This is a genomic window from Neisseria sp. HMSC03D10 (assembly GCF_001807625.1).
Taxonomy (GTDB): domain Bacteria; phylum Pseudomonadota; class Gammaproteobacteria; order Burkholderiales; family Neisseriaceae; genus Neisseria; species Neisseria mucosa.
The window spans coordinates 1101-16729 of sequence record NZ_KV789535.1 but is presented as its reverse complement, the minus strand read 5'-3'; the positions used below and the strand labels follow the sequence as shown (position 1 = coordinate 16729).

The window sequence follows — 15629 nt, the reverse complement described above, 5'->3', positions numbered from 1 at the left end:
CCTGGTGTTGCACTTGAAATCCGAATCCAAGGCCGTCTGAAAACAAAAATCTCGTTTTCAGACGACCTTTTTCCGCTAAAATCCCCCTACCGTCCAACCCGAAACAAGGAGAACCATCATGCAAGTTCCTACTTCCGCCATCATCAACGGCGAATTTGCCGACAAATACGGCAAACGCGGCAGCAAGCCGTAGCCTGCATCCATGCCAGCTGCGTGCGTGGCTACGCCACACTCCCTACCACTGCGGGCGACGCAAACCTTAAGATTAAGGTGTAGGGTGTGTGCGGTACGCACGCACGCGTTTTTTGTTGTTACCGAATGATTCCAAACCATGCCGTAATCCAATCGGCAGCAAACGCAACTTGGGTCATAACCCAACAAAATCCGCATATTACCCGTAATCTCAAAGCCGTCTGAAAAATAATTTTCAGACGGCCTCTCTTTATCGGAAGCAGCCTGCACTTTCAAAAATCGAAGTGCAGGCTGCTTTTCACGATGATTGGAAAAAACGCGCAATATTTTTATACTGTACATCATGTAGCAGGCCGTACCTGCTCTCCTGCCGACTTATTGACTGAACGAACAGGAATAACATGCAGAACCTCTCTTCAGAAAAACCGACAGCCGGTTATTCGCATCCGTGGCAATACTTTCTGCTGGTGTACGCTTTGAGCGCACCGTTTTGGCTGCTGTCTTTGTTTCTCAAACACAGTCCTCTGCCTGATAATCTGCCGCTGACCGACATCGGCGCGGCACTCACCCCGACGGTTGCCGCCGCGTTGCTGCGTTATCGCGAGGGCGGAATAGTGGCGGTGCATGGACTGTTTGGCCGTGTGTTTGATTACGGACGGATAAAGCATTCTGCTTATTTTTGGACGGCAATACTGATTTTCCCCCTGCTTTATCTGCTCACTTATGTTGCGATACGTCAAACAGGACAAACCATACCCGCCTTATCCGTATCGTTTGCGCCGCTTGCCGGTGCGTTCGTCATGTTCTTTATCGCAGCAGTTGCCGAGGAATTGGGCTATGCCGCCTACGCTACGGACAGTCTGCAACGGCGTTTTACCCCGCTCGTTACGGCACTGATTATCGGGGTGCCGTGGGCATTGTGGCATTTGCCGTCCATGATTGCCGTGGGGCAGTCTGCCGAACTGATCGCATGGGGACTGGCAGGGACGGTTGCCGTGAGGATTATCTATGTATGGCTGTATAACGGCAGCGGCGGCTCGGTATTTGTATTGATTGCGTGTCACACGGTTGCCAATACCGCGCGTACAGGCTTTCCGGGCGGACGGGCGGCATATGAAAACGGAGACGGTATGATTCCATACGGAATCATCATCATTGCGGCGGCAATTGTGATGGTTTTTTGGCGTAAGGCGATGTGTTCATTTAATGGCAAGCAAACGGAGCTTGGGTCATGTACCCAATGGGACTGAATATCAAAGGTCGTCTGAAATCTATTTTCAGACGACCTCTTTCTATAAAAAGCAGCCTGCATGTTCAAAAATCGAAGTGCAGGCTGCTTTTTGTGATGATTGGAAAAAACACGCACTATTTTTATACTGTATATTGTGCAGGCACAATGCAAAACAACATTACCCAAAGGAATCCCCATGTTTAAGACGCTCAAAAGCATTTGGCAGGGACTCACGCAAAAAGGCAAAATCTTCCCGCATCAGCTTGCATTCACGCTGCTGATTCCTTTGCGCAACTGGGCGCTTTCGCCGCAACAAATCGTACAACGGCTAAACCTTGCACCGCACCACTGCATTTTGGAAGTGGGCTGCGGGGCGGGTTATTTCAGCCCGACACTGGCGCAATCGGTTCCGCAAGGACGATTGGTGGCGGCGGATATACAGCCGGAAATGTTGGCTTATACCGAAAAACGTTTGCGTCGTTGGCATATCGACAATGTAGATTATTATCTGTGCGACGGTACGCATTTTGATTTTCCGGATCAATCGTTTGACCGCATTGTGCTGATTACCGTGTTGGGCGAGGTAGCCAACCAAGCCGAGTATTTGGCAGAGTTCCGCAGGCTGCTTCGTCCTGACGGGCTGCTGTCGGTTTCCGAAACGGCAGGCGACCCCGATAAACCGAGCCGCGCCGAATTGCGCGATTTAATGCGGCAAAATGGGTTTGAGACGGCGGATGAATATGGCAGCGAACGCAATTTCACTTTGAATTTCAAAGCAAGCAGCCGTCTGCCTCCCGCCTAGATAAAGGTCGTCTGAAACAGGTTTCAGACGACCTTTTATTGTAAAAATCTATAAATTTAATAGATAATAACTAATCTCATATTATCAAATTGGAAAAGATAACCCGCTGATTAGCTTGATATTTAACATAGTTAAATTATGTTAACTAAAACATACGTTATCCAAACCTGATTTCACAATTGATTTAAATCATAATATCTTGTGTCCAAATCTCTAAAATACCCGAAATCATACTAGATATTGATTTTCGAATAACAAGCTACAAGAGTCGAGGAACGCAAAATGCCGAAAATCCCTGAGTTGGTTTGTCCCGCTGGTAATCTGCCCGCTTTGAAGACAGCGGTGGACAATGGCGCAGACACGGTTTATATGGGGCTGAAAGATGCGACGAATGCGCGCAATTTTCCAGGGCTGAATTTCGATATGAAGTCGGCGCAGGAAGGGGTGGCTTACGCCCATGCGCGCGGCCGCAATGTGCTGATGGCCATCAATACTTTTGCCCAAGCGGGGCAAATCGAGCGGTGGCATCGGGCTGTCGATACGGCGGTGCAACTGGGGGCGGACGCGATAATCGTTGCCGATCCTGCGATTATGGCTTATGCCGCCGAGCGTCATCCTGATTTGAGGCTGCACATGTCGGTGCAGGGTTCGGCGACCAATTACGAAGCCATCAATATGATGAAGGAGCTGTTCGGTATCCGCCGTGCCGTGCTGCCGCGCGTTTTGACCGTGGATCAGGTCAAACATGTGATTGACAATACGGATGTGGAAATCGAAGTGTTCGGTTTCGGCAGTTTGTGCGTCATGGTGGAAGGGCGCTGCATTTTATCGAGTTATGCGACGGGCGAATCGCCGAATATGCAGGGCGTGTGTTCGCCGGCGAAGGCGGTGCGCTGGGAGCAGTTGCCCGACCGTATGAATGTGCGGCTGAACCAAGTATTGATCGACCAGTACAAACCGAACGAACCGGCAGGCTATCCGACCCTGTGCAAAGGCCGTTTCGAGGTAAACGACGAAACCTATTACGCGCTGGAAGAGCCGACCAGCCTGAATGTTTTGGAAATGCTGCCTGAGCTCATCAAAATCGGTGTGTCCGCCATCAAAATCGAAGGCCGCCAGCGCAGCCCGATGTACACGGCGCAGGTAACCAAATCGCTGCGGCAGGCTTTGGACGCGGCCGCTGCCGATCTGGCGCATTTCAAAGTTAATCCGGTGTGGAACAATGCGCTGAGCAAGGTTTCGGAAGGGCATCAGACGACCTTGGGCGCATACAGCCGTCCGTGGAAATAAGGGGGGAGGAAAAATGAATCCGATGAAACTATCATTGGGGCCGGTTTTGTTTTTCTGGCAGAAGGAAGCCCTGCTGGAATTTTACGCCGCCATGCTGGATGCGCCTGTGGACACCATTTATCTGGGCGAAGTGGTGTGTTCGCGCCGCCAGAAAATACGTTTTGCCGACTGGGTCAGCCTGGCGGAAGATTTGGCGGAAAGCGGTAAGGAAATTATTTTGTCGTCGCAGGTGCTGCTGGAAAGCGAATCCGATTTGAAACGCCTGCGCAAAATCACGGGGCAGGACAAATTCAAAGTCGAAGCCAACGACATGGGCGCGGTCAAGCTGGCGCGCGAGCACGGCATTCCGTTTGTCGCCGGCGCCAGCCTGAATATTTACAACGAAAGCACGCTGGCGCTGTTTCAGAAACTGGGCGCATACCGCTGGATTGCACCGTCCGAGTTGAGCCGCGATAAAGTTGCCGAAATCATCAAGGCTTCAGACGACATCGAAACGGAATTGTTCGCTTGGGGCAAAATGCCGCTTGCTTATTCATCGCGCTGCTTTACCGCGCGTCATTACAACCTGAACAAAGACGGCTGCGAGTTCCGTTGCTTGGATTACGAACAAGGCATGGACATGAACACCCGCGAGGGCAAACCGTTTTTGACCATCAACGGCATTCAAACCATGTCTTACGGCTGCCAAAACCTGCTGCCGCACCATGAGGATTTGCGGCAAATCGGCGTGAACATGCTGCGCCTGTCGCCGCAAATGCACGGCATGGTGGAAATCGTCCGTATCCACCGCGACGTATTGGACGGCAAAACCGCCCTGGCGGATGCGCTGCCCGAATTGGAAAGACTGACCACTGGTACGCTGGTGGACGGCTATTGGCACGGCCAGCCGGGTATCGAAGCCGTGAAGGAGGAATATTATGGCGTTGCCTGAAATCGTATTGCCCGCATGGGCGGGAAAAATCGGCAGCAAACTACCGGGCAGGCCGCCGCGTTTCGCTTTGGTTTTTGCCCTCAACACCATGCTCAAACGTGGATTGCTGCCCGCCGACATGAGCCTGTTTAACGGCAAAAAATTCGAAATCGACGTATTGGACGCGGGCATCAAGGTGCGTTTCACCGCCAATGCCGAAAAATTCATCGATGCGGATTTTTTCGGCACACCCGATTTGCGCCTTGCCGCCAACGGCATCGACTTTATGCGCATGATGATGCGCGAGGAAGACCCGGATACTTTGTTTTTCAACCGCAAACTGCAAATTGAAGGCGATACCGAGCTGGGGCTGATTACCAAAAACCTGCTCGACAGCGTGGACTGGCCGTTCGGCGATTGGTTTTTGAAACGGCAGTTGTCCGATTGAATGCAGGGTTCATACATTTGGATTTGAAGGGCAAAGATTTTCCAAGCAGGAAGTCTAGTGCACATTAGTGAGATCAGGAATCAAATGAAAATACTAATGAGCCGCTTTGACAGTATTTTTTGAAAGGGAAGGATTTCAGGCAAATTTAGACATGTCCTGGTACACCATATACAGTAGTGCCGAACAACACACCCACATAAACGTTGTGTTATCCGGCACCAAATGAGGTACTTATTAAACGGGTTTGCTCAATTAAATCAGATGTTGCACTTAAAACCTAGATCCTCCAACTACTTTGCTCATCTATCGTAACGGAGCAAACTTAGCGCCTATCATGTTGTTGCATATGTTCTATCCAGAATTCGGCATTCTCAATCCCGGCTACACGCGGGTCGAATACTGGATCGAGACCGGCTTTTTTCTGGCGGTCGTAATCATGCAGCGCACGTAAGGCGGGTTTACTGAGAAATACGATAGCAATCAGATTGAGATAACACATGCTGCCGAAGCCAATATCGCCCAAGCCCCACATCAGACTGGCGGACTGCACGCTGCCGGTAAACACCACCGCTAAAAACACCAACCGCAGAATCATACTGAGTATCGGGTATTTCAGCTTTTGGTCGAGATAAAGCAGCGCGGTTTCGGCGATGTAGTAATAAGCCAGCAGGCAGGTAAAGGCAAAGAAGAAGATACCTACCGCCACAAATGCGCCGCCGAAATTACCGAACACAGTACCCAATGCAGCCTGCGTGTAAGCAGAGCCGGCTTCCACGCCGGGAATATTTTCCACAAGCGGCGTTTCCATGCCGTTCGGATGCACGTTATACATACCGGTAATCAGAATCATGATAGCAGTCGAGGTACAAACAATCACGGTATCGATATACACCGAAAAGCCTTGCACCAAACCTTGTTTCACAGGATGGCTTACTTCAGCGGCAGCCGAGCTGAACGTTGCTTCGCCTGCACCGGCTACGTTTGAGAACACGGCGCGACGCACCCCCCAGGAAATCGCGCTACCGACAATTCCGCCGAATACCGCGTCCGTACCGAATGCGCTACCGATGATCAGGCTTAAGGTTTCGGGGATTTTAGATGCGTGGTTTATCAACACAATCAGCATCAAGCCTACATAACCTAACGCCATTAGGGGGATAATGCGGTCAGCAGCACGGGCGATGCGTTTGGTGCCGCCGAAAATCAGAAACGCCAATATCATGGAAACTGCAGCACCGGTGCTCCATGCAGGCAGTGCGAAGGCGTTCTCAAACGATGTAGCAATGGTATTGGCCTGAATGCCCGGCACTAACACGCCGTAGCTCAGGAAAATCACTACGGCTACCAGCACTGCAAAGGCTTTCATCTTTAAGCCGCGCTCGATGTAATAAGGAGAGCCGCCGCGGTATTCCGTACCGACTTTGGTTTTATAAATCTGCGCCAAAGTGGATTCTACAAACGCGCTGGCACCACCCAACAGAGCCATCACAATCATCCAAAATACAGAGCCCGGACCGCCTGCGGCAATAGCGGTCGCTACGCCGGCGATGTTGCCGACACCAATGCGTCCCGACAGCGACATGCAGAATGCCTGAAACGAAGAAATACCCGCACCGGACTCCTGCTTTTCATTCAGTAGGCGGATCATTTCAGGCAAATAGCGGAACTGCACTCCTCTAGTAATAATAGTGAAATATAAACCGACGGCTAAAGCCAGATAAACCAGGCCGTTTCCCCAGATATAGTCCACCAGTGTACTGACGATCTTTTCCATCTCTTCTCCTTTGCGTTTTTGTGTAGTTATTAGAAGTCGTCTGGAAAAAGGTTTGTGTTTGTTACAAGCCTGTCGGTTTCAGACGACCTGAGCTTTATTTTGTGTTATTCCAGAAACCAAATGGTTTTTGTTTGCGTATATTGCTCAAACGCTTCCACACCTTTGTCGCGTCCACCGAAACCGGATTGTTTGTAACCGCCGAACGGCGTGGCGATGCTGCCTTCTGAAAAGCCGTTTACCGATACCGTACCTGCCTGAATTTTGCGGGCAACACGGTGGGCGCGGCTTACATTGGATGTGTAGAACGAAGCGGCCAGACCGTAATCCGATTGGTTTGCCAAACGGACGGCTTCTTCTTCGCTACTGAATGTGGTTACCGCCAGCACCGGGCCGAATATTTCTTCATTAAACACTGTCATGTCCGCAGTTACACCGTCGATAATCGCCGGATCGAAATACCAGCCTTCGCCGGTTTGACCGCCGGTGATCAGTTTGCCGCCCTCTTTCAGCGCGGTATCGAAATAACGGCACACCTTATCAAAATGAGCTTCTTCCACCATCGGACCGAGGTTGGTTTCAGGCAGGCGTGGATCGCCGACTTTCCAGCCCTGTTTGAGGTCGTCTGAAAGTTTGGCCAACAAGGTATCTTTGATGCTTGCATCTACAATCAGGCGCGATCCGCAGCTGCAATTTTCACCCATATTCCAGAATGCGGCTGCCAAAATTGACGGTACGGCTTTGTCTAAATCCGCATCGGCAAACACGATTTGCGGGCTTTTGCCGCCGCATTCCAAGACGATTTCTTTCAAATTGCTTTGCGCCGAATATTCCAAGAAATAGCGTCCGACTTCGGTGGATCCGGTAAAGGCCACCATGTCCACATCTTGATGCACACCCAAAGCCTTGCCGACCGTTTCCCCCAAGCCGCAAACCAGCGTCAGCGCTGCTTCAGGCACGCCTGCTTCATGCGCCAGCTGCACCATGCGGTAGGCACTCAGCGACGTCAGTTCGGCCGGTTTCACAATCACCGAATTGCCCGCTGCCAAAGCAGGTGCCACTTTCCATGCAAACATCTGCGCGGGGAAGTTCCACGGCAGCACTACGCCGACCACGCCGACTGGATCATACACAATCAAACCCAGTGCGTCGTTGCCGGTTGGCGCAACGCGACCAAAGGCTTTATCCACATATTCGGCATAGAAATAAAAGGTTTCGATGGTGGCGGGCATATCGGTGTTGATACACTCGCTGATGGGCTTGCCAGCGTCGATACAGTCCAACGCAGCGAGCTCTTCGGCGTCTTCTTCAATCAACTGCGCCCAACGCAGCAGTACGGCACGTTTTTCAGATGGGCTTTTGCCTGCCCAAAGGTCGTCTGAAAACGCAGAACGCGCGGCACGCACGGCGGCATCTATATCCTGTTCACTGCCGTCGGCGATGTAACCGATGAGTGAATTGTCGATGGGCGTGCGGTTTTCCAGCTTTCTGCCCGAATCGGCGTGGTTCGGAATCAAATTCCCCGCCCATAGGCTGCCTGCTTTGGCGGCCTCGAAGATTTGTTCAATGGTTTTCATACTGCGGCTCCTTTATTTCAACAATGCCGTAAACTCGGCGGCTTCCTGCATGGTCAGATTGTGCAGCGGCAGGCGCACTTTGCCGGCGGGTTTGGTACCGTTTAAGCAGCCGATTTTAGCTTTTTGGTTGTAGTCGCCCGACTCCATCGAATGCAGGGCGGGATAAAGGTCGGTAAGAATCTGGCGGGCTTTATCCCAATCTTGGGCTTGGGCAGCGTTAAACAGGGCAACCTGCTCACCTGGGAACACATTGGCCGCACCTGCAATCCAGCTTTTCACACCCCAGAAGAAGAAATCCAAAGGTTGGTCGTCGCAGCCGCACACGACTTGGAAGTTGTCGAATTTCGCCTGGATCATACGCAACGCGTTAGAGAAATTACCGGTGCTTTCTTTGATACCGACGATGTTGGGATGTTTCGACAAATGCGCCACAGTTTCAAATTCGAGTTCTACGCCGATACGCGCGGGAAAGTTGTAGAGAATAATCGGCAAGTCGGTTTTAGACGCCACATATTCAAAGTGCTCGATAATGCCTTGCTGCGACGGCAGGCTGTATGGCGGCGCCGACAACATCAGCCCGTCGTAGCCTAATTCTTTAGCTCGGGCGGCGCGTTGTGCAGCCACTTCGCTCGACATATCGCTGACACCGGCAATCAGCGTACAACGGCCAGCAGCGGCCTTCACGATGGTGGTCAATACGGTTTCGCGTTCGGCTTCCGACAAAGCGTAATACTCACCCGTGGTGCCGCAGGCTACGATGCCGCGCACGCCTTTAGCAATAAACGCGTCCACCAATTCGGCCAGCAGCGTGGTATCCACTTGATTGTCGGCGGTAAACGGGGTAACAATGGGAACTAAAATACCTTCGATATTCATATGTTTCTCCTCTTGAGATGAATCGTGATTCGGTTTGCTCGCTTCAGAAACGGCTAAAACGGTAAGGGCTTAAATCTATTGCAGGCTGTTCTCCAAAATACAAGGCTTTCACCAGTTTTGCGGTGAGCGGTGCTTGGGTTAAGCCCAAATGCTGATGCCCGAACGCCAGAAAAATGTTTTCTTTTCGGTCGATTACCGGCAGGGAATCGGCAATCGACGGTCGAAAACCCATCCACGACACGGCACCTTGCCGGTTCAGACGACCTTTGAGCATAGATTCTGCCAAGTGAAAGAGCTGCTGAGCCCGTTCCATATTCGGCGGTGCATCCAGCCCGGCAAACTCCACTGTACCGGCCAGGCGCAAGCCTGCGTTCATGGGCGTCATGATGAATTTGCGCTCAAAGCTGCTCACCGGCACGTTCAAAATATTTAGGCTTTGCGGCAACATCAGGTGGTAACCGCGTTCCGTATCAAGCGGTACGTCGCTGCCGCACAGTTTTTTCAACCATGGTTTAGAAAACGCACCGGCAGCAATCACCACATGTTTGGCTTCAAACGCCTTACTACCGCCTATGATGCGGAACAGGTCGTCTGAAAATAATTGGATATCGGAAACGTCGGTATGTTCACTGATCGTACCTCCCGCCTGTATGAAAGCGTGCTGTAAATCAGCCGCCATACCTGCCAAATCGACCACATGACCGGTATGAGGGTAAAACAGCGCACCGCGTTGCGTATCGGCCAGCGCAGGTTCGCGTTCATGCAGACCGGCATAGTCAAGCCATTCGTTGACCACACCTAATTCATTCAACACCCTGCCGTGTTTCTGTAACGCTGATTGCCCGTTTTCGGTTTCGCACACCAACAGCGAACCGTCGATACGGATATGTTGTTCCACTCTCCATTCTTGTGCAAACTTCCTCCATGCAGCCAAAGCAAGACTGTTTAGTGCCATCAGGGCGCGGTGGCTGTGCTGGAAGCGTTTGGGCGTAAGGTTGTACAGCAGGCTGAACAGCCACGGCGTGATTTTAGGCAGGTATTTCCAGTCCAGCCGCAACGGTCCAAGCGGGTCGAGCAGCATTTTCGGCAGTTGCTTGAACACGTCCGGCGATGCAATCGGAAACACCTGCTCGGTGGCGATATGCCCGGCATTGCCATAAGATGCGCCTCCGCATACAGTGTCCCGCTCTAACAACAGTACGCTTTCGCCGCAACGCTGCAATTCCAGCGCGATGCTCAATCCGACGATGCCGCCGCCAACCACGGCTGCAGAAAAAATTTGGCTGCTCATGATGTTTCAATTCCGTAGCGGAACGGATCATCCGCGTTTACAAAAATTTCCGATGCCGCATGAATATGTGCCTCTCCCTTGATGGTGGGGATTATCAGACCTTCCGAATGAAGGTCGTCTGAAAGTGTTTCATAAGAAGCAGCAAAGCGGCTGCCGATTATGCTTTCCTGCACCCACTCTTTTTCAGATGGCCACACGCCGTCTGCAGCCAAACAGGCCATCTTCGCGCTGGTGCCCGTGCCACAAGGCGAGCGGTCGTAAGCTTTGCCGGGACAGAGCACAAAGCTGCGGCTGTCTGCATTATCGGTTTTCCCGAACAGCTCGATGTGGTCTATTTCCTGCCCATCTTTGCCGGTAATGCCCTGCGCATTCAGCGCGGTGCGGATGCGCCATGAAATATCAGTCAATTGCTCCAGATTGTCGGGCGCGATGGTGCAGCCGTGGTCATTCACCAAGAAAAACCAGTTACCGCCCCAAGCAATATCGCCGGTGATGCTGCCAATGCCCTCAACGTCAAGCGACACATCTTTACGGTAGCGGTAAGACGGCACGTTGCGCACGCTGACCGAGCCGTCTTCATGCAGCGTACAGCGCACATCGCCCACCGGCGTTTCGATGGTATGCGTGCCGATATCAATACGTTTGAGGTGTTGCAGCGTTTTAATCAAACCGATGGTGCCGTGGCCGCACATACCCAAATAACCGCTGTTGTTAAAGAAAATTACACCGGCGCTAGAGGCGGGGGATTTCGGCTTGCACAACAACGCCCCTACCAAAACCTCCGAACCACGCGGCTCCAAAATCAGCGCACGACGCAAATGGTCGAAACGTTTGGCAAAATCTGCGCACTGCTCTTGCGGGCTATTGCCGGAAAGCTCGGGAAATCCGTCATACACTACACGGGTCGGCTCACCGCCGGTATGGGAGTCAATCACGGAAAAAGTATATTCGGTATGCGGCATAGCAAAATCCTATCGCTAAAAAACTTCCGTTAACCTTACAAAATCGCTGCTGCTGCCGTCTTGATGAATTTCCCGTTTTTTATGCGGAAATGTGCACACTCAGACACACTTAAAACAAAAAATGCCTGTCTGAAAACTATTTTCAGACAGGCATTTCCGTACGGTTACTGTTATCTTGATTTCTTAAATTCAGATGGTACCAATCCTACCAATGCCTTAAACTGACGCGTAAATGCACTGTGATCTGAATAGCCGCAGCGGGCAGAAATTTCCGTTACCGACAAGCCTGTTTCCAACATCGCCATGGCTGCTTCGATGCGTATTTTTTGAATATATTGCGAAGGTGTGATGTGGAAAATCTTTTTGAAATAACGCTCGATTTGGGCGGTGGAAAGACGTGAAACGGCTTCCAAGTCTTTCATTTTTATGTTTTGGTCGAAGTGGCCGGCAATGTATTTTTCAATCAGCGCGACTTTTTTATTCAGCTCAGGGCGGTTGCTGTCATTGGTTTCCACATCCACAGACACACCAAGCATGGCAATAATTTCACCCAAAGGATTGCGCACCGGCATTTTATGCGTGATACACCAGCCCAGTTCTCCCGAAGCATAAGTATGCAGCTCCAGCTTATTGTTGATGATTTTGCCGTCGTTCAAAACTTCCCTGTCCTGCTGTGTATAACGTTGTCCCCATTCCGACTGAAACAGGTCTTCCGATGTTTTCCCAATCAAAGCCGCCATATCTGACAATTGTAAGCGGTGCAACAGCGTATCGTTGGCATAGACATACTCCGCCCGCATGTTTTTTACAAAAAACACCGTACTGGGCAATACCTGCAAGACAGGTGCAAACATGTTCAGACTGCGGATAAGGTCATTCACATTTTCCGGACAAACTGAAAGAGGAAAAGGGCTGGAAGGCATGGTTGTTGGTATCCGTGAAAGTTACGATAATAAAATATCTCGAATCATTGCAGCTATACATCTAAATACACTTTGAACATACGCGAAGCCAAAGTTGCCGTCCAGCTTGAATTTTCAGATTCATTAGTAGCGCCGCCCATCTTTTTCATAAAAATAGCAGAGGTGGTAAAAACATACTTGACTAAATAATCATGTGTTTTCCTGATTTTTACTGCTGATTTTGATTTCAAAATAAAGAAGGTCGTCTGAAACCTGTTTCCAGTTTCAGACGACCTTCTTTTATCTGCATTCGTTTTAATCCGTCATTAGTCTTTCAATGCAGCCAATACTTTGCCGGCGATTTCATTCAGGCTTACGGTTTGCGCCTGATTGTCGCGGCGTTCGGCGTATTCGACATTGCCTTCTTTCAAGGCGCGGTCGCCGATGACGATGCGGTGCGGGATGCCCAGAAGCTCGGAGTCGTTCAGCAGCACGCCTGCGCGTTCGTCGCGGTCGTCGAGAAGGACGTCCGCGCCTGCGGCCAGCAGTTCGGCGTAGATTTTGTCGGCGGCTTCGCGTACGGAGTCTGATTTTTTGTAGTTCATCGGCACGATAACGACTTCAAACGGCGCCATTGCTTTGGTCCAGATAATACCTTTTTCGTCGTTATTTTGCTCGATGGCAGCGGCCACAACGCGAGTAATACCGATACCGTAGCAGCCCATTTCCATGATTTGCGATTTGCCGTTGTTGTCAAGGAAGTTTACGTTCATGGCTTGGGTGTATTTGTCGCGCAATTGGAAGACATGTCCGACTTCGATGCCGCGTGCCAGTTTCAGACGGCCTTGTCCGTCGGGGCTTTCGTCGCCTTCGACGACGTTGCGCAAATCGACGAATTCAGGCTCGGCGGCGTCGCGGCCGAAGTTGAAGCCGGTATAGTGGTAGTCGTCTTCATTCGCGCCGATAACCCAGTCTGCGCCTTTTTCGGTGGCGAAATCGGCATAGACTTTGCCTGTGAAGCCGACAGGGCCGAGCGAGCCGCCGTTTGCACCGAACTGCACTCGGATGGCGGCAGGATCTGCCATGGTCAGTGGCGATTTCACGCCTGCGAGTTTTTCGGCTTTGATGTCGTTGAACTCATGGTCGCCGCGCAACAGCAATAAGACGATTTCGCCTTCGTTTTCGCCTTCGACCACGATGGATTTCAGTGTTTTTTCAATCGGAATGCTGAGGAAGTCAACCAATGAATCAATGGTTTTGACGTTCGGCGTGTGTACTTTGGCCAGCTCTGCCTGAGCGGCTGCGCGTTCGCCTTTGAGCGGCAAGGTCGGAGCCAGCTCGATATTGGCGGCGTAATCGGAAGTGTCGCTATATGCAATCACATCTTCGCCGCTTTCCGCCAACACTTGAAACTCGTGCGAACCGGTACCGCCGATGCTGCCGGTGTCTGCGGCGACGGGGCGGAATTCCAAGCCCAGACGGGTGAAGATGCGGCAGTAAGCATCGTACATGGCATCATAGGTCGTCTGAAGCGAGGCGTAGTCGGCATGGAAGGAATAGGCGTCTTTCATGACGAATTCGCGCGCACGCATGACGCCGAAGCGCGGGCGCACCTCGTCGCGGAATTTGGTTTGGATGTGGTAAAAGTTTTTCGGCAGCTGTTTGTAGCTGTTGATTTCTTTGCGCACGATGTCGGCGATGACTTCCTCGCAGGTCGGTCCCATGCAGAAATCGCGGTCGTGGCGGTCTTTCAGGCGCAGCAGTTCTTTACCGTAAAATTCCCAGCGGCCGGATTCCTGCCACAGCTCGGCAGGCTGCACCACCGGCATCAGCAACTCCACGCTGCCCGCGCGCGCCATTTCTTCGCGCACGACGTTTTCGACTTTACGCAACACGCGCAACCCCATCGGCATCCAAGTATAAAGGCCGGACGCGTTGGCTTTAATCAGACCGGCGCGAATCATCAGCTTGTGGCTGGCAAGCGCGGCTTCGGCGGGGGCTTCTTTCAGGGTGGAAATGAAAAATTGGCTGGCTTTCATGGTGTGTTTTTCTGTGTAAAAAAGTAAGCGCGTATTGTAACGCGAAAGGCAGGGGGATTGAAGTTTTTCCCTATGCGGGAGCCGCCGCAGTCTTTCTTTTTGAGTCGATTCATCTGACATTTATCGGGCGTGTCAATCACTTTTTATACACAATTTCGCATTGGCTTGTTTTGCTTATAGATTTTTCCCATAAGGGCTTTGAAATTTTTTATTTTTATAACTAATTGATTTTATTGTATTTTATTTGACTATTTTTTAAGCACCGAAAGGCTTGGGTTGTTCCAAAAGCAAAAATTCCGATTACCCAAAGCTTATCAACAAACTTATCCACAGAGTTTGTGTATAGATTGATGTCGTCTGAAACCATACCGTTCGATAGGTTTTTAAAAGCCCGTAACGCGGTCTTTCTGTTAAGATGATGCCTTCGCTTTTTTCACGCCATACTATCTATGTCCGCACACGAATTACACCTGCTTTCACGCGCCAAAATGTTCAACGGCCATCAAGAACAATACCGCTGCTTTTCCGAAACCTGCCAAACCGATATGACCTTCGGCATCTACCTTCCGCCGCAGGTATTGAAAGGCTATCCCGCGCCGGTTTTGTATTTCTTGTCGGGACTGCACGGCGACGGCTCGGAACTGATACGCCAAACCGGCATCCAGCGTTTCGCCGCGCAATGGAACATCATCGTCGTTTTCCCCGACACCTCGCCGCGCGGCAGCCATATTAGCGACAGCGCGAACGAATTTATCGGACAGGGCGCGGGATTTTACGTCGATGCAGCCGAACAGCCGTGGGCGGCGCATTATCAGATGTACAGCCATATCAGCCGCGAACTGCCCGATTGGGTGGAACGGCATTTCCCCGCCACCCAAGAACGCAGCATCGCAGGTTTCAGCATGGGCGGACACGGCGCGCTTTCCATCGCCCTGAAAAACCCCAGCCGCTATGTCGCCGTTTCCGCGTTTGCACCCTTGTGCCATCCGACCGCCAGCCGGGGTGGGAAGCAGGCGTTTGCCGCCTATCTGGGCGCGGAATCGGAGGCTTGGCAGGCTTACGACAGCGCATCGCTCGTTCAGACGACCTCACGCAAGCTGCCGATACTCATCGACCAAGGCAGCATTGATCCGCTGTTCCCCGACGAATTACAACCCGAAGCCTTCGTCAATGCCGCCCGCGCCAACGGCTTTAACGTGCAATATAAAGTCCGCCCCGGCTACGGACACGATTATTTCTTCATCGCCAGCTTTATCGACTCGCATATCGAGTTTCACGCTGAGGCATTGGGCTTGTAAATCCGCCACTTATAGTGGATTAACTTTAAACCAGTACGGC

Annotated in this window: 14 protein-coding genes; 6 read left to right on the top strand and 8 right to left on the bottom strand. The window is 51.5% G+C overall.

Features of this window, described 5'->3' with window-relative positions:
- Nucleotides 1-75: 75 nt before the first annotated feature.
- Nucleotides 76-537, bottom strand: coding sequence for a hypothetical protein (locus HMPREF3066_RS06120; protein WP_070441219.1), 462 nt, complete (start codon nt 535-537; stop codon nt 76-78).
- Nucleotides 538-593: 56 nt separating this feature from the next.
- Here HMPREF3066_RS06120 and HMPREF3066_RS06115 point away from each other — a divergent pair, with 56 nt between their 5' ends.
- The 5 genes from HMPREF3066_RS06115 to ubiT all read left to right on the top strand — a co-directional run bounded on the left by HMPREF3066_RS06115 (nt 594) and on the right by ubiT (nt 4873).
- Nucleotides 594-1442: a CPBP family intramembrane glutamic endopeptidase gene (locus HMPREF3066_RS06115; RefSeq protein WP_070441216.1), complete on the top strand. Its 849-nt coding sequence runs from the start codon at nt 594-596 to the stop codon at nt 1440-1442.
- Between the two features lie 177 nt (nt 1443-1619).
- Nucleotides 1620-2225: a class I SAM-dependent methyltransferase gene (locus tag HMPREF3066_RS06110; RefSeq protein ID WP_070441214.1), complete on the top strand. Its 606-nt coding sequence runs from the start codon at nt 1620-1622 to the stop codon at nt 2223-2225.
- A 282-nt stretch (nt 2226-2507) separates the two neighbouring features.
- Nucleotides 2508-3515, top strand: a complete 1008-nt coding sequence (gene ubiU, locus HMPREF3066_RS06105; RefSeq protein ID WP_070441209.1) for a ubiquinone anaerobic biosynthesis protein UbiU — start codon at nt 2508-2510, stop codon at nt 3513-3515.
- Nucleotides 3516-3528: 13 nt separating this feature from the next.
- Nucleotides 3529-4446: a U32 family peptidase gene (locus HMPREF3066_RS06100; protein WP_070441206.1), complete on the top strand. Its 918-nt coding sequence runs from the start codon at nt 3529-3531 to the stop codon at nt 4444-4446.
- Entirely contained in the window at nt 4433-4873 is a 441-nt protein-coding gene (ubiT, locus tag HMPREF3066_RS06095; RefSeq protein WP_049226491.1) for a ubiquinone anaerobic biosynthesis accessory factor UbiT, read from the top strand. The genes HMPREF3066_RS06100 and ubiT overlap by 14 nt, the downstream gene beginning before the upstream one ends.
- Before the next feature lie 322 nt (nt 4874-5195).
- On the opposite strand, the gene HMPREF3066_RS06090 is transcribed toward ubiT, so the two are convergent.
- From HMPREF3066_RS06090 to HMPREF3066_RS06060, 7 genes are all read right to left on the bottom strand, one after another.
- The gene (locus HMPREF3066_RS06090) at nt 5196-6647 is read right to left on the bottom strand and encodes an alanine/glycine:cation symporter family protein (protein WP_070441203.1); all 1452 of its coding nucleotides are present in this window, start codon (nt 6645-6647) and stop codon (nt 5196-5198) included.
- A gap of 104 nt (nt 6648-6751) precedes the next feature.
- Nucleotides 6752-8221, bottom strand: coding sequence for an aldehyde dehydrogenase (locus HMPREF3066_RS06085; protein ID WP_070441200.1), 1470 nt, complete (start codon nt 8219-8221; stop codon nt 6752-6754).
- Between the two features lie 12 nt (nt 8222-8233).
- Complete coding sequence (gene dapA / locus HMPREF3066_RS06080; RefSeq protein WP_070441197.1) at nt 8234-9097, bottom strand: 4-hydroxy-tetrahydrodipicolinate synthase; 864 nt, start codon at nt 9095-9097, stop codon at nt 8234-8236.
- Between the two features lie 43 nt (nt 9098-9140).
- Nucleotides 9141-10388: an NAD(P)/FAD-dependent oxidoreductase gene (locus HMPREF3066_RS06075; protein WP_070441192.1), complete on the bottom strand. Its 1248-nt coding sequence runs from the start codon at nt 10386-10388 to the stop codon at nt 9141-9143.
- Nucleotides 10385-11350, bottom strand: a complete 966-nt coding sequence (locus HMPREF3066_RS06070) for a proline racemase family protein (protein ID WP_003756414.1) — start codon at nt 11348-11350, stop codon at nt 10385-10387. Before HMPREF3066_RS06070 ends, HMPREF3066_RS06075 begins: the two co-directional genes overlap by 4 nt.
- A gap of 170 nt (nt 11351-11520) precedes the next feature.
- Nucleotides 11521-12204: an AraC family transcriptional regulator gene (locus HMPREF3066_RS06065; RefSeq protein WP_003756412.1), complete on the bottom strand. Its 684-nt coding sequence runs from the start codon at nt 12202-12204 to the stop codon at nt 11521-11523.
- Between the two features lie 374 nt (nt 12205-12578).
- On the bottom strand, nt 12579-14291 hold the full coding sequence (locus HMPREF3066_RS06060) for a proline--tRNA ligase (protein ID WP_070441189.1): 1713 nt from the start codon (nt 14289-14291) through the stop codon (nt 12579-12581).
- 449 nt (nt 14292-14740) lie between these two features.
- Between HMPREF3066_RS06060 and fghA the strand changes: the two genes are divergently transcribed.
- On the top strand, nt 14741-15589 hold the full coding sequence (fghA, locus tag HMPREF3066_RS06055) for an S-formylglutathione hydrolase (protein WP_039405838.1): 849 nt from the start codon (nt 14741-14743) through the stop codon (nt 15587-15589).
- Nucleotides 15590-15629: the final 40 nt, after the last annotated feature.

Bases quoted from the DNA above. Each gene is read 5' to 3' on its own strand.
- HMPREF3066_RS06120 (WP_070441219.1), bottom strand. From the start codon at position 537: ATGATGTACAGTATAAAAATATTGCGCGTTTTTTCCAATCATCGTGAA.
- HMPREF3066_RS06115 (WP_070441216.1), top strand. From the start codon at position 594: ATGCAGAACCTCTCTTCAGAAAAACCGACAGCCGGTTATTCGCATCCG.
- HMPREF3066_RS06110 (WP_070441214.1), top strand. From the start codon at position 1,620: ATGTTTAAGACGCTCAAAAGCATTTGGCAGGGACTCACGCAAAAAGGC.
- ubiU (WP_070441209.1), top strand. From the start codon at position 2,508: ATGCCGAAAATCCCTGAGTTGGTTTGTCCCGCTGGTAATCTGCCCGCT.
- HMPREF3066_RS06100 (WP_070441206.1), top strand. From the start codon at position 3,529: ATGAATCCGATGAAACTATCATTGGGGCCGGTTTTGTTTTTCTGGCAG.
- ubiT (WP_049226491.1), top strand. From the start codon at position 4,433: ATGGCGTTGCCTGAAATCGTATTGCCCGCATGGGCGGGAAAAATCGGC.
- HMPREF3066_RS06090 (WP_070441203.1), bottom strand. From the start codon at position 6,647: ATGGAAAAGATCGTCAGTACACTGGTGGACTATATCTGGGGAAACGGC.
- HMPREF3066_RS06085 (WP_070441200.1), bottom strand. From the start codon at position 8,221: ATGAAAACCATTGAACAAATCTTCGAGGCCGCCAAAGCAGGCAGCCTA.
- dapA (WP_070441197.1), bottom strand. From the start codon at position 9,097: ATGAATATCGAAGGTATTTTAGTTCCCATTGTTACCCCGTTTACCGCC.
- HMPREF3066_RS06075 (WP_070441192.1), bottom strand. From the start codon at position 10,388: ATGAGCAGCCAAATTTTTTCTGCAGCCGTGGTTGGCGGCGGCATCGTC.
- HMPREF3066_RS06070 (WP_003756414.1), bottom strand. From the start codon at position 11,350: ATGCCGCATACCGAATATACTTTTTCCGTGATTGACTCCCATACCGGC.
- HMPREF3066_RS06065 (WP_003756412.1), bottom strand. From the start codon at position 12,204: ATGTTTGCACCTGTCTTGCAGGTATTGCCCAGTACGGTGTTTTTTGTA.
- HMPREF3066_RS06060 (WP_070441189.1), bottom strand. From the start codon at position 14,291: ATGAAAGCCAGCCAATTTTTCATTTCCACCCTGAAAGAAGCCCCCGCC.
- fghA (WP_039405838.1), top strand. From the start codon at position 14,741: ATGTCCGCACACGAATTACACCTGCTTTCACGCGCCAAAATGTTCAAC.